At 67.2% G+C, this 23,834-nt stretch carries 20 protein-coding genes and 2 tRNA genes; 10 read left to right on the top strand and 12 right to left on the bottom strand.

What is annotated here, in order from left to right; all coding sequences use genetic code 11:
- Positions 1-64: 64 nt before the first annotated feature.
- Positions 65-568 carry a MarR family winged helix-turn-helix transcriptional regulator gene (locus ACWD4O_RS09690; RefSeq protein WP_451279074.1) on the top strand — a complete coding sequence of 168 codons (504 nt, stop codon included), beginning with the start codon at positions 65-67 and terminating at the stop codon, positions 566-568.
- Between the two features lie 29 nt (positions 569-597).
- Here the strand turns inward: ACWD4O_RS09690 and ACWD4O_RS09685 are convergent, their stop codons facing one another.
- From ACWD4O_RS09685 to ACWD4O_RS09675, 3 genes are all read right to left on the bottom strand, one after another.
- On the bottom strand, positions 598-1,176 hold the full coding sequence (locus ACWD4O_RS09685; RefSeq protein ID WP_451279072.1) for a YciI family protein: 579 nt from the start codon (positions 1,174-1,176) through the stop codon (positions 598-600).
- 55 nt (positions 1,177-1,231) lie between these two features.
- The gene (locus ACWD4O_RS09680) at positions 1,232-3,229 is read right to left on the bottom strand and encodes an FHA domain-containing protein (protein WP_451279070.1); all 1,998 of its coding nucleotides are present in this window, start codon (positions 3,227-3,229) and stop codon (positions 1,232-1,234) included.
- Between the two features lie 94 nt (positions 3,230-3,323).
- Positions 3,324-5,198: a protein kinase domain-containing protein gene (locus tag ACWD4O_RS09675; RefSeq protein WP_451279068.1), complete on the bottom strand. Its 1,875-nt coding sequence runs from the start codon at positions 5,196-5,198 to the stop codon at positions 3,324-3,326.
- Between the two features lie 561 nt (positions 5,199-5,759).
- Here ACWD4O_RS09675 and ACWD4O_RS09670 point away from each other — a divergent pair.
- Both ACWD4O_RS09670 and ACWD4O_RS09665 read left to right on the top strand, forming a co-directional pair.
- Positions 5,760-6,731 (top strand): SGNH/GDSL hydrolase family protein, encoded by a 972-nt coding sequence (locus tag ACWD4O_RS09670; RefSeq protein ID WP_451279066.1) that lies wholly within the window; start codon positions 5,760-5,762, stop codon positions 6,729-6,731.
- Positions 6,732-6,927: 196 nt separating this feature from the next.
- On the top strand, positions 6,928-7,617 hold the full coding sequence (locus ACWD4O_RS09665) for a hypothetical protein (RefSeq protein WP_451279349.1): 690 nt from the start codon (positions 6,928-6,930) through the stop codon (positions 7,615-7,617).
- Positions 7,618-7,621: 4 nt separating this feature from the next.
- Here ACWD4O_RS09665 and ACWD4O_RS09660 read toward each other — a convergent pair whose 3' ends face one another.
- From ACWD4O_RS09660 to ACWD4O_RS09635, 6 genes are all read right to left on the bottom strand, one after another.
- Positions 7,622-8,041 (bottom strand): hypothetical protein, encoded by a 420-nt coding sequence (locus tag ACWD4O_RS09660; RefSeq protein WP_451279064.1) that lies wholly within the window; start codon positions 8,039-8,041, stop codon positions 7,622-7,624.
- A 192-nt stretch (positions 8,042-8,233) separates the two neighbouring features.
- Positions 8,234-8,458, bottom strand: a complete 225-nt coding sequence (locus ACWD4O_RS09655) for a cold shock domain-containing protein (protein WP_451279062.1) — start codon at positions 8,456-8,458, stop codon at positions 8,234-8,236.
- A 175-nt stretch (positions 8,459-8,633) separates the two neighbouring features.
- On the bottom strand, positions 8,634-9,083 hold the full coding sequence (locus ACWD4O_RS09650) for a DUF5959 family protein (RefSeq protein ID WP_451279060.1): 450 nt from the start codon (positions 9,081-9,083) through the stop codon (positions 8,634-8,636).
- A gap of 505 nt (positions 9,084-9,588) precedes the next feature.
- Entirely contained in the window at positions 9,589-10,827 is a 1,239-nt protein-coding gene (locus tag ACWD4O_RS09645; protein WP_451279058.1) for a hypothetical protein, read from the bottom strand.
- A 115-nt stretch (positions 10,828-10,942) separates the two neighbouring features.
- Positions 10,943-12,418 carry a caspase family protein gene (locus ACWD4O_RS09640; RefSeq protein WP_451279056.1) on the bottom strand — a complete coding sequence of 492 codons (1,476 nt, stop codon included), beginning with the start codon at positions 12,416-12,418 and terminating at the stop codon, positions 10,943-10,945.
- Positions 12,415-12,834, bottom strand: a complete 420-nt coding sequence (locus tag ACWD4O_RS09635) for an effector-associated constant component EACC1 (RefSeq protein ID WP_451279054.1) — start codon at positions 12,832-12,834, stop codon at positions 12,415-12,417. The genes ACWD4O_RS09640 and ACWD4O_RS09635 overlap by 4 nt, the downstream gene beginning before the upstream one ends.
- 514 nt (positions 12,835-13,348) lie before the next feature.
- Here ACWD4O_RS09635 and ACWD4O_RS09630 point away from each other — a divergent pair.
- The gene (locus ACWD4O_RS09630; RefSeq protein ID WP_451279052.1) at positions 13,349-13,882 is read left to right on the top strand and encodes an NUDIX hydrolase; all 534 of its coding nucleotides are present in this window, start codon (positions 13,349-13,351) and stop codon (positions 13,880-13,882) included.
- Here ACWD4O_RS09630 and ACWD4O_RS09625 read toward each other — a convergent pair.
- Positions 13,860-15,200, bottom strand: a complete 1,341-nt coding sequence (locus ACWD4O_RS09625; RefSeq protein WP_451279050.1) for a hypothetical protein — start codon at positions 15,198-15,200, stop codon at positions 13,860-13,862. The genes ACWD4O_RS09630 and ACWD4O_RS09625 overlap by 23 nt on opposite strands.
- Positions 15,201-15,314: 114 nt before the next feature.
- Between ACWD4O_RS09625 and ACWD4O_RS09620 the strand changes: the two genes are divergently transcribed.
- The 4 genes from ACWD4O_RS09620 (at position 15,315) to ACWD4O_RS09605 (ending at position 17,713) form a co-directional block, all read left to right on the top strand.
- Positions 15,315-15,557 (top strand): hypothetical protein, encoded by a 243-nt coding sequence (locus ACWD4O_RS09620; protein WP_451279048.1) that lies wholly within the window; start codon positions 15,315-15,317, stop codon positions 15,555-15,557.
- A 251-nt stretch (positions 15,558-15,808) separates the two neighbouring features.
- Complete coding sequence (locus ACWD4O_RS09615; protein ID WP_451279046.1) at positions 15,809-16,252, top strand: glycine-rich domain-containing protein; 444 nt, start codon at positions 15,809-15,811, stop codon at positions 16,250-16,252.
- A gap of 70 nt (positions 16,253-16,322) precedes the next feature.
- Positions 16,323-17,159, top strand: a complete 837-nt coding sequence (locus tag ACWD4O_RS09610; protein ID WP_451279044.1) for a protein kinase domain-containing protein — start codon at positions 16,323-16,325, stop codon at positions 17,157-17,159.
- A gap of 413 nt (positions 17,160-17,572) precedes the next feature.
- Complete coding sequence (locus tag ACWD4O_RS09605; RefSeq protein ID WP_451279042.1) at positions 17,573-17,713, top strand: hypothetical protein; 141 nt, start codon at positions 17,573-17,575, stop codon at positions 17,711-17,713.
- Positions 17,714-17,818: 105 nt separating this feature from the next.
- Here ACWD4O_RS09605 and ACWD4O_RS09600 read toward each other — a convergent pair.
- A tRNA-Arg gene (locus ACWD4O_RS09600) sits at positions 17,819-17,891 on the bottom strand.
- Positions 17,892-18,096: 205 nt separating this feature from the next.
- A tRNA-Ser gene (locus ACWD4O_RS09595) sits at positions 18,097-18,187 on the bottom strand.
- Between the two features lie 157 nt (positions 18,188-18,344).
- On the opposite strand from ACWD4O_RS09595, the gene ACWD4O_RS09590 reads away from it, so the two are divergent.
- Positions 18,345-18,866, top strand: coding sequence for an SSI family serine proteinase inhibitor (locus ACWD4O_RS09590; protein ID WP_451279040.1), 522 nt, complete (start codon positions 18,345-18,347; stop codon positions 18,864-18,866).
- Positions 18,867-19,258: 392 nt separating this feature from the next.
- Complete coding sequence (locus tag ACWD4O_RS09585) at positions 19,259-23,779, top strand: PAS domain-containing protein (RefSeq protein WP_451279038.1); 4,521 nt, start codon at positions 19,259-19,261, stop codon at positions 23,777-23,779.
- The last annotated feature ends 55 nt before the right edge of the window (positions 23,780-23,834 follow it).

Below are 23,834 nucleotides of genomic sequence, written 5' to 3'. Positions count from 1 at the left end.
AGACAAGCGGAAAGCAGATAACAAGGACCCAGCACCAACGCACCGGAGAGGACCCGGCCCCGCGATGACCCCCGCCCCACCACCCTTCCCGCCCCGCCCCGCCGCCACCCCCGCACAGGCGCTCTCGGCGATGGACGACCTCATCGCGGCCAGCATGGTCGGCCAACAGGAGATGGCCCAGCGCCTGGGCCTGAACGTCACCGACCTGACCTGCTTCGCCTACGTCATCCAGGCCGGCGAGGACCTCCTCACCGCCGGCGACCTCGCGGCCCGCGTCCATGTCACGACGGGTGCGGTGACCGGCATCCTGAACCGTCTGGAACGCGCCGGCTACGTCTCCCGCCGCCCCGATCCCCAGGACCGCCGCCGAGTCCGGGTGGCGGCGGTCCCCTCCGCGGTGGCGAGGGCCTACGCCCTCTACGAGCCGTACTACGCCCGCCTCGACGCCCTCTTCGCCGACTACTCGCCGGACGAGATCGCCGTCCTCACGGACTGGTTCACCCGAGCGACGACACTCGCGAACGCCTACCGCGAGGAACTCCGACTACGGGAGGACACGGCCGAATGAGCCGGGGGGGGGAGGGGGGACGGTGGAGCTCACCGCCGTCCACCGAACTCCCACGCATGAACCTCGATGTCGGCATACCGGCCGGGGGTCAGCACCTCCCGGGCCGCCGCCGGGCCGTCGGCCCGCACCAGGGCGGCCGTGCCCACCCGGACGGTCCCGTCGTCGGACGACAAGGGCCCGTACGCGATGAGCCGGTCCTCCCACCCCGCGGGCACGGCAAGGTCGACGGAAGCCTCGCCCGGGCCGATTCCCAGCCCGAGCACGAGATACCGATCCCGGCTCCCCTCGTCCCGCCCGCCGGGAAACTCCCACATGGTGCGCCCCAGCAGATTGCGCCACCGGCGCAGCAGCACGTCCCGATACACGCCGGCCTGGTAGTTGGGCTCGTCGAAGGCGAACGCACGGGCAGCGGCGGGATGCGGCAGATCGACGATGTGCACACTGCCCGAGGGCACGTCGACGTCGGCGTCGGCGTCGGCGCCGAACGTCGGCCCCCGGGCGATCAACTCCTTCGCGTACCGGTCCATATAGGCCCAGTGCGCCTCCGACAGCTCGTGCCGCAACGCCAGGGCGCCGACCCGGTCACGGTGATAGCAGAAGAACTCCATGCGGGCAGTCTTCAGCAAGACCGACGCCGAGGCCCCGACGATCGACGAGCGGGACTCACGACGACGAGACGGCCGGGCCCGCGTTGTGCGGGTTGAGGAAGCCGGCCTCCTGCGGCACGTGCGGCGGAAGATCGGTACGCGGGTCGGTACGCGGGTCGGGGCGGGGTTCCGGTCGGGGGTCGGCGGGCCGGGGCACGAAGACAGGGACCTCCGACTGGTAGAAGATGTCGATGTCGGCCTCCTCACCGCTGACGATCAGGGTGTCCCACGCCCCGCTCTCCTGAAGCGTGCGCAGCGTCCCCGGCGCGAGCGCGGCGAGTTGGGCGCGCAGTTCGTCGTCGGTCGGCATGCCCGGGAGGCGGGACGACAGACGCTCGCGGATGGCGGCCATGCGGTCGAGCAGCAGGTCGAGATCGGAGCGGCGGGCCGCGGAGCCGTCGTCCGGCTCCATGCTGCGGGCGACGATGTCCTTGATGGCGCGAGTGATGCCCTCGTCGTCGGTGGCCACCATCGCGTTCCAGGCCCGGGACTTGTGCCGGTACTGAAGCATCGACATCGCCGCCTCGTGCCGGATGAAGTCGGCGTCGCGCAGCGGCCGGCCCTGCCAGACGCGGCTGAGCGAGCGGGCGAGCGAAGTGGCCGACGCCAGACCGCTGTTGAGGCCTCGGCCGGGCCAGAAGTGGATGGCGTTCGCCGCATCGCCCAGCAGGAAGCCGAAGGTCCCCGGGGTCTTCGCGGTGGGCCGGCTGAGCTGGGCCGAGAAGCGCGGGCGCTGCACCATGTCCAGCCGGAACGAGGTGACCGCCGACAGGTCCTCCTCGGGCACCCCGAACAGCTTCAGCCCCTCCTGGATCCGCTTCCACAGCGGCGAGCCCTGCAGCAGGGCCGGCAGGAACAGGGTGCCGTGCGTGGGACAGACGAACTCGTTGTGCTCACCCCGGGTCATGACACAGGGGCGGGCGGCGATGCACTCCTCGAAGACCTTGCGGACCGGGTCGATGCCGATGACGTCCTCGGCCTCCTCGCGGGTGAGCCGCATGTTCAGGAAGCCCTCGCCGCGCAGCGAGTTGAGCAGGAAACGGTTCTGGGACACGGTGAGCAGGACGCTCATCGGGTCCGACAGCGTCGACTTCACCCGCAGCCCCAGCACGACGTCCCGCAGGTGCTCGCCGTCGAGGGAGTAGATCGAGGCGTCGGCCGCCCCGAAGCGGTCGGCGTAGTGCTCGCGGGTGCGGGAACGCCCGCCCTCCGCGATGACGAGGACATGGTCCTGGGCGATCCGGTTCTGCTGCTCCTCCACGTCGAAACGCTTGGGGACGAGCCTGATGGCCGCGCGCTTGTTGGCCAGTTCCAGCAGCTGGTCCTCGACACGGGCGATGCGGATGTTGCGCGGCGGACGGCCGTCCACGGAGTCCGGCCCGACGGGCCACATCTCCGAGTAGCCCTCCGCGTCGTCGAACAGCGCCGAGCGGACCTCCTCGGACAGCGCCAGGTACTGCCGGCTCTGAACGGTCACGACCTGCTGACGCCGCACGTTGCCGTGCCGCTCGTCCTTCCAGACGACGGCGGAGCCCTCCTTGTGCCACCGGGCGTCGTACACGGTGATCTGTGCACGTCCCGGCAGTTGCTCGTCCAGTGCCAGGGCGAAGGCGAGGCCGACCGGCCCGCCGCCGGTGACCGTGACGCGCAGGGTGCCGCTGTCGGCGTTCGGGTCGACGCGCGGCGAGTTCAGCAGGGAGAGGTCCATGACCGTCTCCATCGCCTCCTGCGCCTCGTAGAGGAAGGTCTCGTCGCCGATTCGTATGCAGTCGTTGGGGCGCAGCACATGCCGTGTGACGCGTTCGTCGTTGACGTACGTGCCGTTGCGGCTGTCCCGGTCGTACAGGACGAACCCGGCGTCCTCCGTGACGATCTCGGCGTGCAGACGCGAGGCGTTGGCGCTCACGAGCACGATGCTGTTGTCGCCCTTGCGGCCGAACGTCAGCGGTGTGCCGTCCAGCACCACACTCTGACCAGTGAAGGGACCCGTACGTCCCACGATGACCGACGGCACCTGCGTTCTCCTTTTTTCAACGGCAATCGAAATTCAACGGCGATCTCAACTCAACGGCGGTCTCAACTCAACGGCGGTCGAAATCGACGAGGGGCTACTCGCACGTCACCGAGAAGGGCACCGTGTTCGAGGTCGTCCCCAAGGGGCCCTTGACCTCCACACCGATCTCGCTGGTGAAGGTTCCGGCCTTGGAGTACGCCGTCAACCGCACGGTGTCCTGGCCCGTACGGTCCCCGCCGCTCGGGAAGGTGACGGAGCGCCACTCGTGATCGACCACCGAACCGTCCTTGGACACCCATCGATAGGTGATCTTGGCCGGTGCCTCGTCCACGGCGAACGTGGCCGTGAAGGTGGGGGCCTGGTCGGCCGGCGGCGAACAGGCTCCGACGTAGGTCGTGTTGACGCCGGTCACGGTCACCCGGACCTTCTGCGTGGTGTCCTGCTGGGTCGGACTCGGCGACGAACTGCCCGTGCCCGCGGCCTTGTCGTCCCCTTCGTCGTCCTGACCGCGGCTGACCAGCGCGTAGCTCAGCCCGGCGATGAGCAGGACACACACGACCGCGCCCGCGATCACGGCCGCGGTGCGTCGGCCACGGCGCGGAACGTCGGCAGCCGGCGGCTCGAAGCCGATGGGCGGCCCGAAGACACCGACCGGCACGGCCGCGTGGGGTGTGGGCACGGGTTGGGCGGGCTGAGGGGACTGAAGGGACTGGGCGGGCTGAGGGAAGTGGGCGGGCTGGGCGAGCGACGTCACGGTCACGGCGTGCGCGGTCGGTGCAGGTGCCGGTGTCGCCGTTGGTGCCGGTGCCGGGGACGGTGTCGCCGTTGGTGTGTCATCGGCGGTCTGTACGACGCCGACGGTCGGTGCGTCACCGGCCGTGGGAGCGTCGCCGACTGTCAGGGGTTCGCCGACCGTGGGAGCGTCGACGGCCGTGGGGACCTCCGGGGCGTCGACAGCCGTGGGCGCATCCAAGACGGCGCTCGTCGGCGCATCCTCGGCGGCCGTCAGGGCCGTCGGAGCGGTCGGAGCGGTCGTAGTGGTCGGGGGCTTCGAGACCGCCGTTGCTGCCGTGGCCGCCGTTGCTGCCGTAGCTGCCGTTGCTGCCGTAGCTGCCGGGACCGTCTCGCCCGCCGCGATCGACCGCAGGTGCCGCTCGGCCTGCTCCGCGGTCATGCGCTCGGCGGGCTCCTTGCGCAGAAGCCCCTCGACGACGGGAGCGAGCGGGCCGCTCCGGCGCGGTGCCGGCGGCTCGTCGTCGACGATCGCGCGCAGGGTGCTGAGCGGGGTGTCCTGGCGGAAGGGGGAGAGGCCCTCCACGGACGCGTACAGCAGAACGCCGAGCGACCACAGGTCGGACTCGGGACCCGGAGTGCGGCCGAGGGCCCGCTCCGGCGGAAGGTACTCGGGGGAGCCCACGACCTCGCCGGTCATGGTCAGCGAGGAGTCGCCCTCGACCATGGCGATGCCGAAGTCGGTGAGCACGACGCTGCCGTCCGTGCCGAGCAGCACGTTGGCGGGCTTCACATCGCGGTGCAGCACCCCCTCGGCGTGCGCGGCGCGCAGGGCGGACAGGATCTCGACGCCGATCTGCGCCGCCCGCTTCGGGTCCAGCGGCCCCTCGGCGCGCAGCAGGTCCCCCAGCGAGCGTCCGCGCACGAGTTCCATGACGATCCAGGGGCAGCCCTCGTCCCAGGCCACGTCGTAGACGGTCACGACGTTGCGGCTGGGGATGCGGGCGGCGGCCCAGGCCTCGCGTTCGAGCCGGGTGTACATCCTCTCGATGTGCGCGGCGGACAGCCCGGCCGGGGCACGCACCTCCTTGACGGCGACATCGCGGTGCAGTGTCTCGTCGCGCGCACTCCACACCGTTCCCATGCCGCCCTCACCGAGGCGCGACAGCAGCCGATAGCGGCCCGCGACCCTACGCTCCTGGTCCGGTGGCACCTCTACGGCCTCCTTGTCATGCATCCGCGCGGCTCTCCCTCTCCTCGTGCGACGGCAGGGGCGATCACCGATGCTTCCCCCGCGCAGCTGTCCCGTATCCCCATACCCCAGTGCCCCCGCGCACAGCGCTCGACAGCGAGCCTGCCCGCCCCCGGCACCGCTATCAGATACACGCAGAAGGCGACGGGATCGGTTCACATCTTGACGGATAACTTGCCGCAGGTCTGGGCCTGTTGGCCAGCGGCACCTCCTGCGGCCGGCCGAGGGCCGTCAGCCCTGGCAGCCGCAGCCGCTCGCGGCCTCTTGAAGATCACGAATAGGACAGCCTGCCGGAGTCGCACCACGGGCCCGGACAGTCACACGTCGGGCAAGCGCACGGCGCAGGGCGCACATACCGAGCAGGGCCGGTCACGCGGCGGAACCAGGCAGTCCGGATATCGGGCCCGTCCTTTCAGAACCCGGCCGCCTCGACTGTAAACACCCCTGAACCCCACGGGATGTGACTGTCCGTATTGGATCTAGTGCTTTAAGTAACGAGCCTCATAGGGTTCAAAGCGTCGCCAACACCGTATCCCCGGAGGATTCGTGGCAAGCTTTCGCACTCGACTGGTCCTGCTCGGCTCGGCCGCGGCACTCACCGCAGGCGTCCTGGCCCCCGCACAACTCATCGCGGCACAACCCGCCGCCGCGGCGGACTACCAGTGGGTCGCCCTGGGCGACTCCTACACCGCCGGAGTCATCCCGGCCGCCGGTGACGTCTTCGAATACCCTCGCGACGGCTGCGAGCGCACCGATCAGTCCTACCCGCAGGTCATCGACCGGGACTTCGGCTCGCTGATCGAACTGACCAACGTCAGCTGCGGCGCCGCCACGATCGAGGACGTCACCTTCCGGGCCCAGCAGCCGATCGGCCGTAACGTGCCGGGCTTCCCCGAGGACCCGGACTACCCCTTCCCTCCGGTGCCTCCCCAGTCCGAGGCGGTCGAGCCCGGCACCGACGTGATCACCGTCGGCGTGGGCGGCAACACCCTCGGGTTCGCCGACATCCTCTTCAAGTGCCTGGAACTGGGCTCGGGCAGCGGCGGCGTGGACACACCGTGCAGGGACGCCCTGGCCGCCGACATCCCCGGCAGGCTGACCAAGGTGAGCCGCGACTACGACCAGATGCTCGCCAAGCTCCACGAGCGCGCCCCGCACGCCAAGATCCTGACCGTCGGCTACCCCACGATCATCCCCCAGGACACGTCCAAGTGCCGGTACAACGACCTGCAGCACTTCGCCTCGATCACCCAGGGCGACCTGGACTGGCTGCGCCATGACGTCCTGGAACCCCTCAACAAGGCCATCGAGAAGTCGGCCGACACCCGCGACACCGCCACCTTCGTCAACCTCTACGACTCCACCCGGAACCACAGCGTCTGTGACGCCGGCAAGTGGGTCGAGGGCATCTTCGACCACGACGACCGTCCGGCCCTCGTGCACCCCAACGCCAGGGGCCACCGCAACGCCGCCGACCATGTCGCGTCGGCGATCCTGAACGCCATCGCCCCGCGCTGACCCGCACCCGGGTCCCGTTCACAATCCCTTCGATGCGGCCCTGAGGATCACTCCTCAGGGCCGCCAGCCAGCCAGCCGTGCACACGCCAGGATCCGAATCTGCAAATTCCGATCCGTCGTTGAAGGCCATACGGGCTCCACGCATATGGGATCGCGCCGGCGTGCCGATCGGGCGATGATCTGTGGCGTGACAGAGATGGCGGGCTCGGGCGTCGACGACGCCGACCACGGATGGACCGAGCGTTTGGCATGGGCTCACGGCTTGATAGCGCCGACCCTTGCCGAACGCACCGCTGCCCATGCTCGACTGACCAGTGCCCAAGAAGAAGTCGAGTCCGCTCTTCTCCGGATCAAGAAGGCTTGGCTGCCGACCCCTCGGCTGAGGTTCAAGGCACGGGACCGGGCAGCCGCCCGGAAGGCTTACGACGAGGCCGCGAGTCGCTGCCTGCCCGAAGCCCTGGGGAGCAGGCACGCCTCCGGGGCGATCAACACGTGGGCGGGGCTGCCCTTCGCCCTGCTGTACCTGGAATGGGAGGCCCGGTACCCACAGGAGTGGACACAGCACGCGAAGGCGTGGGGTACGAAGCAGCGTCTGATCCGGCAACTGGCCACTGCCGACCACGACGACCAGGTGAAGGCGAAACTCGTCGATCTGATCGACCTAGCCGTCCAACGCCCCTATCGGTGCAAGGACCGTGAGTACGTACGTGTGGCCCGGGCGATCGACGGAGACGAACTGCGCGGCAGGCTCCACAGGGCGCATCACTCGGGGGACTCATGGGCACAGCTCCACGCGGGCTATGTTCTCTGGCTCCTGGACCACCCGGAGGTCCCGAACACCCGACACGTGTGGAGAACGCGGCTTGCCGCCACTCGCACCTGCTGACCGCCTATGGGCACGGCAGGTCGTGGGGCAGGCCGCAGACGTCGTCCCGCATGTGCAGCCTGCGGAGATCCTGGACCAGTCCGAAGGGGTACGGATGCATCGCCCACTTGGCGCGATAGCCGGCCTCGCCATGCTCCCTGAGCACGGTGTCGGCGGCATCCCAAACAGCGTGAGCGAACGCCGGACGCGGATGGGTCGACCGCCAAACGACCTTGCCGTCGGAGTCCGGACGATCGAGGCTGACGGCGACGTCGGGGAACTCGTAGACGGTCACGTCGATCGCGTCATCCGCCGCGCGGAGCACCCAGCGAAACTCCTGGGGCTCGGCGTCGAAGAAGAACCGGGCCGAGCGCCGCTGCCCGTACAGCTCCCCCGTGCTTGCTACAAGATCCGCCAACGCGTCAGTGCAGTAACTGGCGGTCACTGACACCGCCTGAGAGTCATGACCCAGCCGGCATGTCGCCCAACCATGCCCCACGAGCTCCCACTTCACCTGAAGAGCACCGGCTACCCCTTGATCCATCACCACAGTCCCAGGCTACTGGCAGCGCTCGGCCCGCAATCGGCCCTGAACTCTCTGGACAGGCACCGCACGCGCCGATGTCAGACGTCGATGTCAGGCTGACCGAGGCACTATCTTCACTGCCCGGTAGGCGTAGCCGTCTTGCTTGAAGCCAGGGGCTTCCCACTGGAGATCTACACGTTGCCCCGGCGACAGCGTATGGAAGCCCTTCGTCCGGATCTCGGCGTAGTGACCCCAACAACCGCCGGGCGTCTCGGGAGAGTCGAGTACCCCCCACCCTTCCTCGTCGTGCCACTCACGAACAGTCGCAGTCACCATACAGCGACTATACGAGCGCCGGATGTGCCGACGTTCCGGGGACCTCAGCTTGGGAAGCTGGGGTTACTTGGCGGCGGTTGCCGCCCCGGCGCGCGTGTGCCTCGCTGCACCCCCACACGCCTCAGCCACCCGTAGGTGGCGCAGCGCATCCTCCGTCACTCGGGCGTAGACACGCTCATGACTGCCCCCCGAGCACGCGTCGAACAGCAGCCAACCGCTCTCGGGCTGCGTCGAGCCACTCGGCCTTGAGGTCGATCGGGACCCGAACGGAAACCTGGGTGCCGGGCGCGTCCCGTACCTCGACCACGTACGGGTCCTCGGCAATGAAGGTGAGGTATGCCGTGCGGCCCTCACTCGGCCAGTCGCCGGCGAAGACGGCATCGGCCTCGTCGGCCTCGGTGCCGGCCTGCTCAACAGCGTCCAGGAGCGCCGCCCAGTCATCGAGGTCGTCGGTGTTGAAACCGACTCGCACAGCAGCGTTCACGAAGCCGCTGCGGATGATGATCTCGGCGTCGTAATAGCCGTGCTGCGGAACTGGAGACATCAGCCGGACAGCGACGCTCTGCACACCGTCGTCCAGGACGATCAGGTCGAGCGGTTCAAGCGGTTCGACGTTCTCGATCACGGCTCCCCCCTCCGGCTGACATCACCCGTTGCCGTACTTCGCTGCCGTACGCCCCAAAACACCAAAGGCCCCGGATCTCTCCGGGGCCTTTGACCTGTGTGCACTCGGCAGGATTCGAACCTGCAACCTTCTGATCCGTAGGATCGGGCAAGACCCCGCATCTGGCGCTGACAGCCTCATCTTTCGCGCGCTCGGGCTAGTGATCGAGTGCGACGGTGTGCCGTCGTTGCCGTCAGAGCTGCCGTCAAATCCGAGACAGCGAGGCCAACGTTGGGCTTCTTCGGGCTCAGCAAACGCAGAGACAACGCGAAGACGCAAGAGCTCCGCGCGACCGACTGTGTGACAACCCCTTACAGGTTCAAGGCAGCTCGCTCCCGCATCCGTCCTGCTCTGGCCCGGCCAGCGTCCGAGCCGCGCGGACAGCAATTAGCCGCTGGATGCCAGAGAATGAGTACACGCGGCTAGAGCGATCGTCCCCGAGCCCCCTCGAAGAACATCTGTCCAATCACTTTACGAAGTGGATTCGACCTGGCGGCAGCTGGTCTTGCAGCGCGCTCAATAGAAGCTTCCGTGAAGCAGCCTGCATGCGCCAGACAATTTCCCAGACGAACTCCGCTTCAGGTGACATCAAAAGGCCAATTTCGAAAATTCCAGGTCGCGTCTCCCCGCCATGGAGCCTACCGTTATGAACCGTGCGGGAACGATCATTGTAAACGCGGTGTAGGTAATTAGCCTCAGCTTCTGTCGTAACTCGCTTCAGGGTTTCACGGAATTTATCTGAAATTCTCGTGTACGCCTTGCACTCAGGGCACCTATCATCGCGGTAGATCATGAGAGAGATGACCTCGACGCAAGAAACAAAGGCCACCAGAGCCAGACTCGGATGATCTTCTGTCAGTCGAAGCCCTTCCATATGCATCGCAAGTGCAGAATCAAGCTTTCTATTCTTGTTAAGCTTCTTCCATGCGCCATCAATCCAGGGCGGCACCGAAACAATCGAAACCTGGTCAATCACAGGGGGATCTGCGAAGACCTTTTTGGCCCAAAAGGGGGACGAGGGCGTTTCGTAGTGCACCCCAGATTCCGCCAGCCTAGGACTTTCGCGCACGTCAATGCAAACATTCCAGTCTAGCGACAGGACAGCAACTAGCCTACTCAAATCTCCGGCAGCCTTCCTTCGGGCATGTTGCCAGGTACGCGCCGAGCAGGTTCCCTGAACTCTAATAGGGATCGATGCCGACACGTTAGAAGACTCTAGCGAAGCAACCACACTTATTACTGGCTCCCAGAGTTCCACTTCAGAAGAGGTCAATTTCATACCTTGCACTCGGGAAACTTTCCCAAGCTTTATTGTCTGACCCGCAGCTTTGGACGGCTTTTCTCCTATGAGCGCCACCCACATATAGGACTTGTCCGGAGTGCCCAAAGCAGACGTAGCCTGATTCCCTACGTTCAACCAATGCGTCCTGGTTGCTTCGTCCGGCTCGCATCCAATTCCAGCGAGAGCAACAGTGACTGTCTCGTCCTCATGAGGAATAATGAGAACTTTCGGGTTAGCTGATTTCGAACCGTCCGGCCGGAGTTCGATGATGGAAGGGCCACCAAAACCCCCCTCTTCCACATATCCGACAGAACCTGAGTAGCCGGAAATCTCCGCCATCTTCTGCAACCACTCAGCACCACTCTCTTGCCAAGGCACTTCGAAGTTACCAACGGACTCAACCCACTCCGCGTTCATGCTCACAGGATGTCCTTTCAGCCAGATGAACTACACTCGCAGAAGGAGCACTACGGGCGCATAATCCGTCTCTGCCTTGATGGGTTACCGTCCTGGCCGCCCGGCGAAGGACTATGAAGGATCAGTTGAGCCTTTTCCGCTCCTCCAAGAATGCGTCTAGCACCTCTTGATTTAGAGTAATTTTGAGGTTGAGATTAACATTCATCGACGCTACGTCACTGGTCGCATAGCGGTCACCCAGGGCATCAATTTCGTAAAAATACTGCTGGATGAATGTTCTCACCTCGCGGACTGGTTCATCCGCAATAAGGGCAGCCAATTCGATCAGGCGAGCCGCCTTGTGGGGAGCGACAATTCCCCTAATCGCCATGGCCCAATCCATATAGTCCTCATAAACGCCGACCAGGTCGCTAGCCATGCGCTTGATAAGATCAGGTTCGGCATGTTCCGCCGACTTCTCGAATACTCTGTCCTGCAACTCTGGACTCAAGCATGTGTCGATTCGATGTGTAATTGTTTGTAGTTTTTTTAGAGAATTGTCGATGTAGTGGCAAAATTGCGCAACACTCATGTGGCGAGATCGAGATGAGCGGCCAGCCTCATATTGCGTCCACTTCTCATTCAAAGACTCCATCCCGAGCCGCAAAGAGGCTGCATACAAGAGGTAATCCCACTTTGGCGGCTTGGCGCGAATCAGTTCATCACGCCCGGCCAATGTTCGAGGAACGCGGGGAATCTCCACCACAACGTCATCGATAAACGTACCTGAACTTAGGGGATTTGAATTAATCTCGATGACGCTAGGGGATGCACTCTTTGGCTTATAATAATCGCTGGCCTCAGGACTGAAGGCTGCATTTTTAGCCAAAGCCATCACGTCCGAATTCTCTGTGATTTGCTGCTGGGGAATTGGATTTCCGCTGGCGCGGAGCGAGGATTGAAGATGCTTGTAGATGGAATTGAGAGTCAGGAGGCTTTCCGCTCCTGAGATCCCCTCACGAAGGATCCGCAGAAGTTCACCCGTAAACACTGTAAAACGATCTCCGGGGTAAGCCTTCGCTACGGAGTGTCCCGGCGATGCTGCTAGTACGTACGTGCCGGCTACCTGAATCTGGTTGAAGAATACGGCGTCCGATTCAGACGCAGATAGCGTGCCCGAGATCGCCCGACCTGAATAGCAGCAATCTAGGATTACGACGCGAGTTCTGGCGCTACTCTCCATGCAGGCATCACGAATATAAGAATAGTCCACTCCGGTAAACGGGAGGCGCAACCCCGGCAACGTATTAGTAGTGGACAGGAACAGTTCATGGCGGGCAGTGCTAAGCAGCCCGTGCCCTGCATAGTAGATTAGCAGGAGATCTTCTGCTTGCTCTGACGAGGAAGCTACCAATTCACCGACACTGGACTGGTCTGCAGGATCTAGAAGAGTTGTGCAGTTTTCCGGAGCAATAATACCCGTGGCTGCGTCTGTGAAAGTGTCGAATAGCGTCGATACATTATTTCTAATTGCCGGGACATCGGGGAGTTCCGTCGATTCATAACGAGACGAACCGATCAAGACAATGCGGGATTTTTCACTATCCGGCAGTCTCACTCGGTTTCCCCTTGGGTGGCCTCAAGCGCTTTATGGAGTAGCTCATTCACCTCTTGTGGAGTGGCACGCTTGGCGTCAATTTCCACCGTGGCTCCACCGGGGCCCGTAACCTTCAAAGTGATGTCTGACTTCTTAGGTTGCTGGATCCATGCACTCAATGAAGTCGCAAGAACCGAGATTACGCCGCCGCTACCGATAGCGACAGCAAGTAGTTCACCTGCCCTCCCAAGGTCCCCTTCCGAGGGCGTACCAGTAAGCCTTGTCCTTCCCCGGAAGTTTGCATCTAGTCGAAGCCAATTTTCCAGAGACTCAACCTGTTTATTTTCGACAAGTTCAGTAGCACTAATCTGGACCTCAATGGGCCATTCAGTGGTCAACTGAGACCTACCCTTCAGGTGCACGGTTCGCACTTCCATGTTTTGCGTGATCCTACTTGTCAAGGGTCGGGAGTTGGGGTGGTTCGGGTGATTCCCTCACCCTGATCGGTACCATTCGGCGGCGTCGAGGACGTTTCGCCTTCCTAGGCACGCGAGAGAGGCAGAGTCTCTGCGAGTGGAAGAGATCATTCTTTGAAGGCTCTGCCGCAACGCTTCCACCAGGGCGGCTTGCTTCAATCGACGTAACAGTGTCATCCACGTGCCAGATCTTGCGAGGCTCACGGGCAGCAACGGGCATTTATTGCGGATCCGCAGACACTCGTGCACTGTCCCGCCACAGAGCAGTGGAGCAGCCGATACAAATAGGTCCAAACCTCTCATGCTGAGGGTTCAATAGACTTCCCCTGCTGCCCGTTCGGGTCTCCTCAACTGGCCGCTCGGCCCCTCACTCGAAGGCAATCATCTCGTCAGTGTGACGCAAAAGGATCCGAACTTGCCGCCTCCTCTGGGGCGGTCTGAGATCCTGGAGACCGGATCGAGAGGGGCCGCAGGTATGGAGTGGAAGACCCACGGTGAGCGTCAGATCTACACCAACAAGTGGGTGAACCTGTGTCTGGTCGACGTCCAGCAGCCTGACGGGCGCAGGTGGGAGTACCACGTCGTTCGCCTCCGGCACTTGGCCGTGGCTGCCGTCGTCAACGACCGCCAGGAGGTGCTGATGATGTGGCGGCATCGCTTCATCACGGACTCGTGGGCTTGGGAGTTGCCCATGGGCCTGGTCGAGGAGGGTGAGTCTCCTGAGGAGGCGGCGGCCCGTGAGGTCCTGGAGGAGACGGGCTGGCGTCCTGGTCCCATCAAGCCCCTGATCTATGCCGAGCCGGCCAACGGGATCACGGACTCGCAGCACCACGTTTTCCGTGCGGACGGGGCGACTTACGACGGTCCGCCTACGGAAATGAACGAGTCGGACCGGATCGAGTGGATCCCCCTCAGTGAGGTGCGCGGGATGATCGACCGCCGGGAGGTCGTCAGCAGCGGGTCTCTCGTCGGGCTTCTCTACCTGCTCATGGATGAAGCGATCCGCTGACCGGCGGGAGGACTGCCCGTAGCCGTGCCTCGAAGGCCAGGGCTACGGGCTCCTGCCTGTGCGGGGCCAACTGGTCGTAGAACTCCCTGAGATGGCCCGAGACCCGCTCGGAGGCCACTGCCGACGCGGACTCCAGCGCCTGTGTGGCGGTACTGCACGCCTGATCGAGCTTGCCTTGGTCCAGCTGGGTACGAGCCAGCCAGAACGCGTGAAACGCCCGGCCGCGCTGATTGGTGCGGGCTTCCCGGCGCAACGCATCCGCGATCAATGGTTCAGCCGTCGCTGCCTCGCCCAGTCGGCCGTGGGCAATGCCCGTGTCGACTATGAGCTTGAGTTCGTCGAAGTAGGTCACCCATGACGGGTCTGGGTCGCTCGTCTGGATCTGCTCGAACTGGCGGTGCGCTTCCCCGATCGCTCGGTGAGTCGACGTGTGGCTGCCGAGCGTGGCATGGGCGAACGCCTCGCGCATGGACAGCATCGACAGCACACGCGGTGTCGTCCCGAGATCTGAGCGGGCCTGGTCCTGCGCGGCGGTCACGAGGGCCAGGGAGTCCGCGGGCTTGTCCTGGTAGGTCGCCTGCAAGCTCATGCAGGCCAGGACGTTGGCCATGAACTGGCGGTCGTCGATGGCCTTGGCGAGTTGCAGGGCCTCGGTGAAGTAGGCGCGGGCCTGGTTGTACTGGCGGGCGTCGAAGTAGGTCCAGCCGGTGAGGCGTGCGAGCTCGGCCGCGATTCCGTACAGGCCGTTCTGGATGGACGGCGGGCGGCTCTCCTTCAGCAGACCCACCACATAGCGGAGCTGGCCGACGACGGCCGGCCGCAGTGCCTCGCCGCCGTGCTGGTCGTCCCGTCGCCAGTAGTCCTCGATGGAGGACCGAAACGCTTCAAGCGTGGCCGCGCTGAGGTTCGTCCGTGTGGCCAACGCCAGGATGCTGTCCACGTCCGGGCCCGGTAGGGAAGCCGGTGACTGCTCCTGAGGCTCTGGCACTTGACGTGCCTCGCGCTCGGTGACTGCGAGAGCCTGGGGCGTCTCCCAGGGGCGGCGGGCAAGACCGAGCATGCCCCCTGGGATGCGCAAGCCGTCTGAGATGCGCTCGATCACATCCATGTGGAGCAACTGGCGTCGCCCAGCGATGACTTCGCCGACGCGGCTCGGCGTCAGTTCGCAGCGCCTCGCGATCATCGACGGGTAGATGCCCGCTCTGGTCTTCACCAGCCGGAAGACTCTGGCGAAGTCCCGTACCCGGCACGCATTGATCATCTCGGGATCGGTGAGCAGCCGGACAGGAAGCTCCTGCGGCCGGTCGGCGTCGGGCACTGGGCAAGCTCCCACACTGCGAGGGCTACGCAACGTCGCGGATTCTCTACTTGCCGCGATGTTACCCAAGTTGGGTAATCAGCCTGACCTTTTGGCGGGGGTACCCGGTTCGCGATGCTCGTGTGCATGGCGAGCAATCAGCAGACCAGACCAGCCGTCGGCGAACTGGCGAAAGACAGCGGCACCGGACGTATCGGCGTCGTCATGGGCGAGCTCGGTGGCCGTGTGCAGATGCGGCCGGTCCGTGGCGGCAAGGAGTGGGATGCCATGCCGGGCAATGTGGTGGCACCCGGTGCGCGGGAGGAACTGAGCGCACGCCTGGCCGTGCGGAACGGCAACAGTCAGGTTCCGCTGTGATGCGCGCCGTCGGCCGGTATGCCGGGGTCCTGTTCATCGTCTGCATCAGCGGTGCGTGCGGTCTGGTGATCGGCATGGCCCTCGGGACCGGCCAGTAGACCGGCCGCCCCGGACGGGTGCCGATCCGCCCGGCTTCCCGTCCCCGTCCGGGGCCGGCCACCAAAGCCTGCTTCCCGATCGTCTCTGAGCCGAGCTCGGCGATCGGGACGGGTCGTACGTGTCCTGCACGACCTCACTTGAGGAGATTGCACATGACGGCAACAGCGAACGATCAGAGGGCCGGTCGCGCGGTGGCTGGTGAAGAACTGTTCGAGAGCCTGGCCCGCTTCGTGGTCGTCCACAACGGGCAGTCCCCCGAGCGCGCTGAGCGGATCGCGGATCAGGCGGTCGCGTTCCTGGTCACGGCGGCCACCGCCACCGTCCCCATGGTTCCGTCCGACGACGTCGACCTCGGCCTTCACGCACTCATCCTGCACACCAAGGAATACGCCGGACTCTGCGAGCAGCACGCAGGCCGCTTCCTGCACCACAACCCGATGCCCGGTGGAGGAGCACGAGACCCGGAGAAGGTCGCCGCCTCGGCGCGCGCCATGAAGGCGGCCGGGTTCGTGGTCTTCGACGACCTGTGGACCGTGGACGGCACGAACCTCGCGCAGTGCGACTCAGACTGCGGCCGTCCCTACGGTCAGGACTAGCACCCGACAACAGCGACGCGGCCGGCCTCGAATCGTGGTCGGCCGCGCTCGCCCGGAAGGAGAAGAGATCTTGTCCGGCCCAACCCCTGAACTGCCGATCGTGGTGCTCGACGCACTCATGCCCACGACTCAGCGCATGGTCATCAATCGCCGAGGCTCCACGGTGTGGGAGGTGGAGAGCCACCGGGGTCACTTCGCCGTGAAGCTCGGCTATCCGATCGAGGCCACGGCCGAGTGGCCCGCCCAGCCCTGGACCGCTCTCGCGCCCGCACGCGAGGGCGCCGTCCTGCACAGCCTCGCCCTCGACGCCGTTGCGTACGGCGAATGGGAGCACGGCACGTGGAACTTCCAGCCGTGGCACGAAGGGCCAGACCTCTACAGGCTGTGGGAGCCATGCCGTAAGCAGGGTTCGTCCATCAAGCCCCACACCAGCGTGGCGCTGGGATGTGCCGAAGCACTGGCATATCTCCATGTAAGAGGCTGGGCTCATGGTGATGTGCAGCCCGCCCACTTCATCATCGGGCCGGAACGAACGCACCTCATCGACCTCGCCTTGGCCCGGGGCGGACAGGTACCCGAGGGGTACGACTTCCCGTTCCGCGGCTGCCTCGTCCACTACGAAGCTCCGGAGATCGCGCGCAGCGTGCTCGACACCGGGGAAGCGGAGCCGACGCAGGAAGCCGACGTCTACGCCCTCGGAGCCTCACTGCTCATCTCCGCCACCGGCTGGCGGGCGGTCGAATACCCGGACGACGCTCCACGCCCCGTGCAGCGAGAGGCAGTGGCCAACGGTCGGCGTCGGCCCGTGAAGCTGCCCGGTGAGCTGGGCGAACTGGTCGACGCGATGCTCAGCCACGCGCCGGGGGACCGGCCCACCATCTACGAGGTGGGCAAAGCGCTGATCTGATCCTCAATGACCGTTCCCTCTCAAAATCACCATGCCGAGGGAGATGCATGCGGAAGCAAGCCAGAAGGAGGTGAAGGCGGCTCTGGGCAAGTTGTCCGCACCTATGGGCCGCACACGTTGAGTGACGCAAGTGCGGTTGCTGAATCCATTCAGCAATGAGCCTCAACCCCTATGTGTCTCTCGACAGGCTGCATCTCATGCAGGAGCCGTAACCTCCCCGCGGACCAGCGAGTTGCAGATCAACGACCTCACCACTCCCTTGTAGGGACAGGTGGGTCCGTAGCTGAAGCCTTGAGCGGCCCCTCGTCCCACGAAGGGATGAGGGGCCCTCCGCATGCGGTGGTGGGCCCAAGATCGGGACCCGTCCCAGCGGCCAGGCGCTCCGGGCGGGTCCCACGTCGAAAGGCACGTGCGTGACCACCGATCGGCTGATCATCATTTTGCTCTGCGCGGCTTTTGTAGCGTATGTCGCCAAGGAGCACCCGACTGCGGTGCCGGCATTGACCCTCGCCGCGGCCGTGGCTGTCGTGCTCGTGACGGTGATGGTCACCTAGGGATCCACTGAAGGGCTGTTCAACAACGGGCGTCTCACGAGGCCCGTTGCTGTACGGCCCGGAAACACCAAAGGCCCCGGATCTCTCCGGGGCCTTTGACCTGTGTGCACTCGGCAGGATTCGAACCTGCAACCTTCTGATCCGTAGTCAGATGCTCTATCCGTTAAGCTACGAGTGCTTGTTTATTCGGTTTTTCTGTCTTCGCTCCCGGTCCTTCTGGCCCGCTCGCGGCGACAGGAAGAACATTACATGACTGCCGCCGTCATGTGAAATCCGTTTGCCGTACCCGTTGTGACCTGCGAAAACGGCTCTGGGAGGCCTCGCGGAGGGGTGGGGGAAACGACGAAGCCCCGGTCGGTCGGACCGGGGCTTCGGTGATCGCGCGGAGGCGGAGGGATTTGAACCCTCGATGGGCTTGAAGGCCCAAACCGCATTAGCAGTGCGGCGCCATAGACCGGACTAGGCGACGCCTCCAGCACAGCCGCTCGCGTGTGTGCGAGTGGTGCGTGCAGATGATGACACAGCCAAGCGTCGTGTCACCAATCGGCGTCCACGGTACTCGGGAGTCGGGCCGCAGGGCAAAGGCATTCTTCGGGCGCAACGTCGTCGTCGGCACCGCGTTAGTCCGGTCATGTTCCAGGTCACCCCGCTTCGACGGCTCGCCGTCACCGCCTCCGCCGCCTCCGCCGTCTGCGCCGCCGTGGTCGCCTCGGCCGCCGCGGGCCCCGTAACCGTCGCGTACGCCGGGACGGCCCACGCCCTCACCGACGGCGTCCCGCTCGCGCCGCCGCCCGTCCGGGACGAGGACCGGGTCGTCGGCGATCACCTCACGGTCACCGTGCGGCACGCCGGCGGGCGGGCGGACGGGACGTTCGAGGTGTACTGCCACCCGGGCCGTGGCAGTCACCCGGACGTGGGAAGCGCCTGTCGGGCCGTTGACCGGAACACCCGGTGGGGCCGGGACGCCTTCGCACCCGTGCCGGGCGGCGGGGTCTGCACGATGCGGTACGGCGGGCCGGCCACCGCCCATGTCACCGGACGCTGGGCCGGACGGCCGGTCGACGCCACGTACGACCGCAGCAACGGCTGCGAGATCGAGCGGTGGGACCGGCTCGTGCCGCTGCTGCCCGATCTGCGCCCGGCCGCCCGCTGACACGGCCCCACGGCATCCATATACCTCGCATATCTCGCATACCTCCTCACGTACCTCCTCACGTACCTCCTCCCATGCCTCCTCCCATCCATCGCACCTCCGCCCTTCTGTCGCCCTCATCCGCGACTCATAGCGGAAGCACCGGTTCCGTAAAGGTGGGGCGGAGGTCCCGCGGAGTCGGAGGGGCCTGGGGGTCGGTGTCGGTGCAGGCCAGCGTGTGTGAGGGCGGGCGAGGACAGACGTTCTGTGTCACTTCGTCGTGCGAGCTCCCTCTCATCCGGCTCCGTCGGCGGGACCCCAGCCCTTAGACTCCCTCGCGTGACACGTTGCGGGCCGGTTGGCAAGATGGCCTGAGCGGTGGGCAAGGTGCGGTAACAGGGAGGAAGCGACTCGTGAGCAGCAGGCCATCCCGAGGCGCTGCTCGCCTCGCAGCCATACTCGACGCGCTTCCCGACGCGTTGGTACTGGTCAACGCCAACGGGACCGTCGTCAACGCGAACACCATCGCGCTCGAGGCCTTCGAGACGCCGGGGACGGCCCTGGTCGGGCGGGGGCTGCTCGATCTGCTGCCGCAGTTCGACTCCAAGCTCATCCCCGGGTCCATGCGGCGCCCCGATCACATGGACCCGCGCGGGCGGACCAAGCCGACGCGGATGGTCGCCCGGCGGACCGACGGGTCCGAGTTCCCCGTCGAGGTCACCAGCGCGAATCTGGAGAACGGCCAGCAGGCCTACGACGGCTACGGCTACACCTCCGCCTCCGACGAGCTGCTGATGCTCGTCGTCCGCGATCTCTCCGGCACCGTCGACACCGAGGCCGAGCTGGCGCGTTCGCAGCGGCAGACCGAGATGATCCTGCGGGCCGCCTCCGAGGGCGTCGTCGGCACCGACACCGACGGGCGGATCGTCCTCGTCAATCCGGCCGCCGCGCAGATCCTGGGTTACCGGGCGAGCGATCTCGGCGGCAAGGAGCTGCACACCCTCGTGGTGCACTCCCGTGCCGACGGCTCGCCGTTCCCCTACGACGAGTCGCCGCTCGCCGACACGCTGCGCTCCGGGCGCAAGCACCGGGTGCGGGGGCAGGTGTTGTGGTCGAAGAGCGGCGAGAAGGTCTCCGTCGACCTGACGACCGCCCCCGTGCGCGACGGCGACCAACTCGTCGGCGCCGTCATGACCTTCACCGACCGGCGGTCCTACGACGCCCTCGCCGAGGAGAAGGACGCCGTCGAGAAGCGGCACACGGAGGAGCTGGAGAAGCTCTCCGAGGAGCACGCCTCCGACCTCACCGCGCTGCGCCAGCAGCACGTCACCGAGCTCGAGGAGCTGCAGGAGCAGCACGAGGAGGAGCTCGCGGGCGGCGAGGAGCGCTACGCCGCGCTGGGCGAGCGGGAGAAGGACCGGTACGAGGCGCTCGCCGGGCGGCACGATCAGCTGCTCACGCTGCTCGGGGACTCCCTGCGCGGCCCGCTGGACGAGCTGCGCCGCGAGCTGGCCGCGCTCGCCGCCGACGACGCCGGTCAGCTCTGGCCCGAGGCCAACCAGGTGCTCCATCATCTGTCGGCCGGCTACTCCCGGATCACCACGCTCATCGACAACGTCCTCGGCTATCAGCGGCTCGACACCGGCGTGGAGACCGTCGCCCGTACGAAGGTGATGCTCGACGCCGTCGTCGCCGCCGGTGTGGACGGCGCGGTGGAGCTCATCGGGCCGGGGCGGGTCCAGTTCGCCGTGCACGCGCCGCCCATCGAGGCGGAGGTCGACCCGCGGCTCCTCGCGACCGCGCTCGCGCATCTCGTGGCCGACGTCGCCGGCGTCGACGCCACCGGCAACGCGCCCGTCTCGGCGGGCGGTTACATGGACAACACGGTCGTCGTCGCGGCTGCGCAGCGGGGCGAGGTCGTGCGCATCGAGGTGCGCGGGCCGTACGCCGGCGGCGACCCCGTGCACGAGCCGATCGTGCGGGGGATCGTCCGGGCGCACGGGGGTGTGCTGCAGACGCACGAGGTGCCGGGCATGAGCGGCAGCGCGTACGTGCTGGAGGTGCCGTTGGGCGGTGGCGCGGGGGCCGTGCCGGCTCCGGCCGCGACCGCCCTGCCCGCCCTCGCGGCCGGTACGGGCACCGGTTCGGGCACCGGCACGGGTGTGGCCTCGCAAGAGGAGGCTGTCGGTGGGCGTCGGCGGGCCCGACGGTCCTCCGTGGACGCCTTCCTGGAGAGCGACGTCCCTGGCGCCGAGGGCGGCGCCGAGGTGGAAGCCGCGGTTCCGACCGGGCGCCGGCGCAGGCGTGCCGGGGCCGCGGCGGTGGAGGAGACGCCGGCCGAGGCGTCGCTTCCGATGGCGGCCGAAGTGGAGAGTGCGGGAGGCGCGGGAGGCTCCGGGCGGCGGCGTGGACGGTCTGCCGAGGTCGCCATCGCCGGGGCCGGGGCTGTCGCGGGGGCCGACGCGGGGGTGAGCGAGGGGGCCGTCGTCACGGCCGCGGAGCATGCCGCGGGGACCGCCGCCTCGGGTACGGGGCTCGGCGGCACCGTTCCGCCCCAGGGCGTACCGGCGCCGGGCGGACGCCGGGCCCAGCGCGAGCCGGACGGCCCTCAGCAGTTGCAGAACGCCTTGCCGCCCGCCGCACTGCCGGCGCTCGCGAGCGCACCGTCCGAGCCCTCGGTCACGGACGGGGACGCGGACAGCGGGCAGCCGAGCGGGCGCCGTCGACGTGCCCTCGCCGCCGCGAACGAGCGCGCCGCCGCGCAGGAGGCGGGGCCGCGTGCGGTGTTCGCCCTGCCGCCCGCCGAGGCGGACCGGGTGCCGGAGGGATCCGGCGGTACGAGTGCGGCCGACCAGGCCCGTGCGGCGGGGCCGGTGCCTGCCGCAGGTCCCGTTCCGGTCGCCGGTCCCATTCCGGTCGCGGTTCCCATCCCCGCGCCCGCCCCCATCCCCGGTCCCGTTCCCGTGCAGGCCCCCGCTCCGATGCCGGCCCAGGCTCCGATTCCGGCTCAGGTCCAGGCTCAGGTCCAGGCCCAGCCGCCCGGCGCGGGATCCGTCGAGGACTCCGCGATCGACCACGGACGTCACGACGCCGTCCCGCTCGACCAGGCGGACGACCACACCCCGCCGCAACCGCACCCCACCAGCGCGCCCACGGGCCGCCGCCGACGGGCCGCCGCGCACCCCGCGGAGGCCGCGGAGGCCGTCGGTGCGCCCGGGCAGGGTGTCCCCGCGGTGGCCCAGGCCGCCGTCCCGGCACAAGCACAGGTTCAGGCCCAGCTCCAGTCGCAAGTCCCGGCACAGGCACAGGTCCAGGCACAGCCTCAGCCGCAACTTCAGCCCCTGCCTCAGCCCCAATTGCAGGCGCAGGCACAGGCACAAGCTCAGGCTCAGGCGCAGGACGGCGTCGGGCAGCCGCTGCCGGCCGAGGCGGTGCCGAGTCCCGCCCAGAACTCCCCCGCCGCCGCGCAGGCCGCGCCCGCCGTCACGGCGACGTCGACTCCCGGTGGCGGCACCCCGCTGCCGCCGGAGGCCGTCGTCGGGCCGCCGCGGGCGGCTCAGCCGTTGCCCGCCGAGGCCGCCGCCGCGCCGATGGACCCCCACTCGACGCAGGGGCGGGCGATCAGCGTGCGGACGCTGGGGCAAGGCGTGCCCTTCACCCGCCAGGCCGCGCAGGTGCAGCAACTGCAGCAGACACAGCAGGCCCAACACACGCAGCACACCCAGCACGCACAGCCCGCCCAGCCGACGCCGGTGCAGCAGGCCCAGGCGGCACAGGCCACGGCCACGCCCGCCCCGCACGGACCCGGCGGCTCCGGACGGCGCCGCAAGCTGGGGACCCCGCCCGATCCGGCGACGCGCCCGGAGCAGACGGCCCGTCCGCACCCGTCGGCCGAGCAGCCCGTCGTCCCGCAGGTCCCGAGGCCCCCGCAGCCCCCGGCGTCCGCGCAGGTGCCGCAGGCCGCCGCCGCGGCGGCACCGGCGGCTCAGCCCCCGGTCGCACCCGGCGCGCCCTCTCCGGCCGTGCCGCAGCCCTCCCTCGCCGGGCAGGTGCGGCTCGTGCCCGGTGGAACGAACACCGAGGGGGCCGGGCGGTCGTACGCCATAGGGGCCCCGGACGAGAACGCCGCCGAGGGGCCGGAGCCGTTGGACGGGCCCGGCGGGGCCGTCGAGGTGGCGGATCCGCCGCGCCCGCAGCCGTTGGACGACGAGCTGCCGCCGGAGCCGCTGGACAATCCGCGTCGGCTGCTGGTGTGGCCGGCGCCGGACGTCAGCACGCAGGCGGCGCTCAGCGACCGTGGCTACCGTCCGGTGATCGTGAACTCGCGCGAGGAGGTCGACGCGCAGATCGCCGCCTTCCCGGCCGCGCTGTTCGTGGACCCGCTGACCGGGCCGATCACCCGCACCGCGCTGCAGTCGCTGCGTACGGCCGCGGTGGCCGCCGAGGTGCCGGTGCTGGTCACGGCCGGGCTCGGGCAGGCGACGCGCGAGGCCGCGTACGGCGCCGACCCCGCCGTCCTGTTGAAGGCGCTCGCGCCGCGCGACAGCGAGCAGCATCCGCCACGGGTGCTGCTCATCGAGGAGCACGCCGAGATCGCCCTCGCGCTGACCTCGACTCTGGAGCGGCGCGGGATGCAGGTGGCGCGGGCGGCGAGCGACGCGGACGCCGTCACGCTCGCCGGGCAGCTGCGGCCGAACCTGGTGGTGATGGACCTGATGCAGGTGCACCGTCGCCAGTCCGGGATCCTGGACTGGCTGCGGGCGAACGGGCAGCTCAACCGCACTCCGCTGGTCGTCTACACGGCCGCAGTCGACCCGGCGGACCTGCCGCGGCTGGCGTCGGGGGAGACGGTTCTCTTCCTCGCCGAGCGGTCCACCAGTGCCGAGGTGCAGGGCAGGATCGTGGATCTGCTGGCCCGCATCGGCACCAACTGAAGTACGCCCGACCGGGGTACCGCCAGACAGGCGTACGCCGGACAGATGTACGCCG

This window comes from Streptomyces sp. NPDC002623, assembly GCF_053592635.1.
Note: the sequence above shows the minus strand (reverse complement) of the source record. Positions and strands in the feature narration are given on the sequence as shown.

Excerpts from the sequence above, each read along its gene's own strand:
- ACWD4O_RS09690 (WP_451279074.1), top strand. The coding sequence starts at position 65 with ATGACCCCCGCCCCACCACCCTTCCCGCCCCGCCCCGCCGCCACCCCC.
- ACWD4O_RS09685 (WP_451279072.1), bottom strand. The coding sequence starts at position 1,176 with ATGGAGTTCTTCTGCTATCACCGTGACCGGGTCGGCGCCCTGGCGTTG.
- ACWD4O_RS09675 (WP_451279068.1), bottom strand. The coding sequence starts at position 5,198 with ATGCATGACAAGGAGGCCGTAGAGGTGCCACCGGACCAGGAGCGTAGG.
- ACWD4O_RS09665 (WP_451279349.1), top strand. The coding sequence starts at position 6,928 with ATGGCGGGCTCGGGCGTCGACGACGCCGACCACGGATGGACCGAGCGT.
- ACWD4O_RS09655 (WP_451279062.1), bottom strand. The coding sequence starts at position 8,458 with ATGGTGACTGCGACTGTTCGTGAGTGGCACGACGAGGAAGGGTGGGGG.
- ACWD4O_RS09635 (WP_451279054.1), bottom strand. The coding sequence starts at position 12,834 with ATGGAAGTGCGAACCGTGCACCTGAAGGGTAGGTCTCAGTTGACCACT.
- ACWD4O_RS09630 (WP_451279052.1), top strand. The coding sequence starts at position 13,349 with ATGGAGTGGAAGACCCACGGTGAGCGTCAGATCTACACCAACAAGTGG.
- ACWD4O_RS09620 (WP_451279048.1), top strand. The coding sequence starts at position 15,315 with ATGCTCGTGTGCATGGCGAGCAATCAGCAGACCAGACCAGCCGTCGGC.
- ACWD4O_RS09615 (WP_451279046.1), top strand. The coding sequence starts at position 15,809 with ATGACGGCAACAGCGAACGATCAGAGGGCCGGTCGCGCGGTGGCTGGT.
- ACWD4O_RS09590 (WP_451279040.1), top strand. The coding sequence starts at position 18,345 with ATGTTCCAGGTCACCCCGCTTCGACGGCTCGCCGTCACCGCCTCCGCC.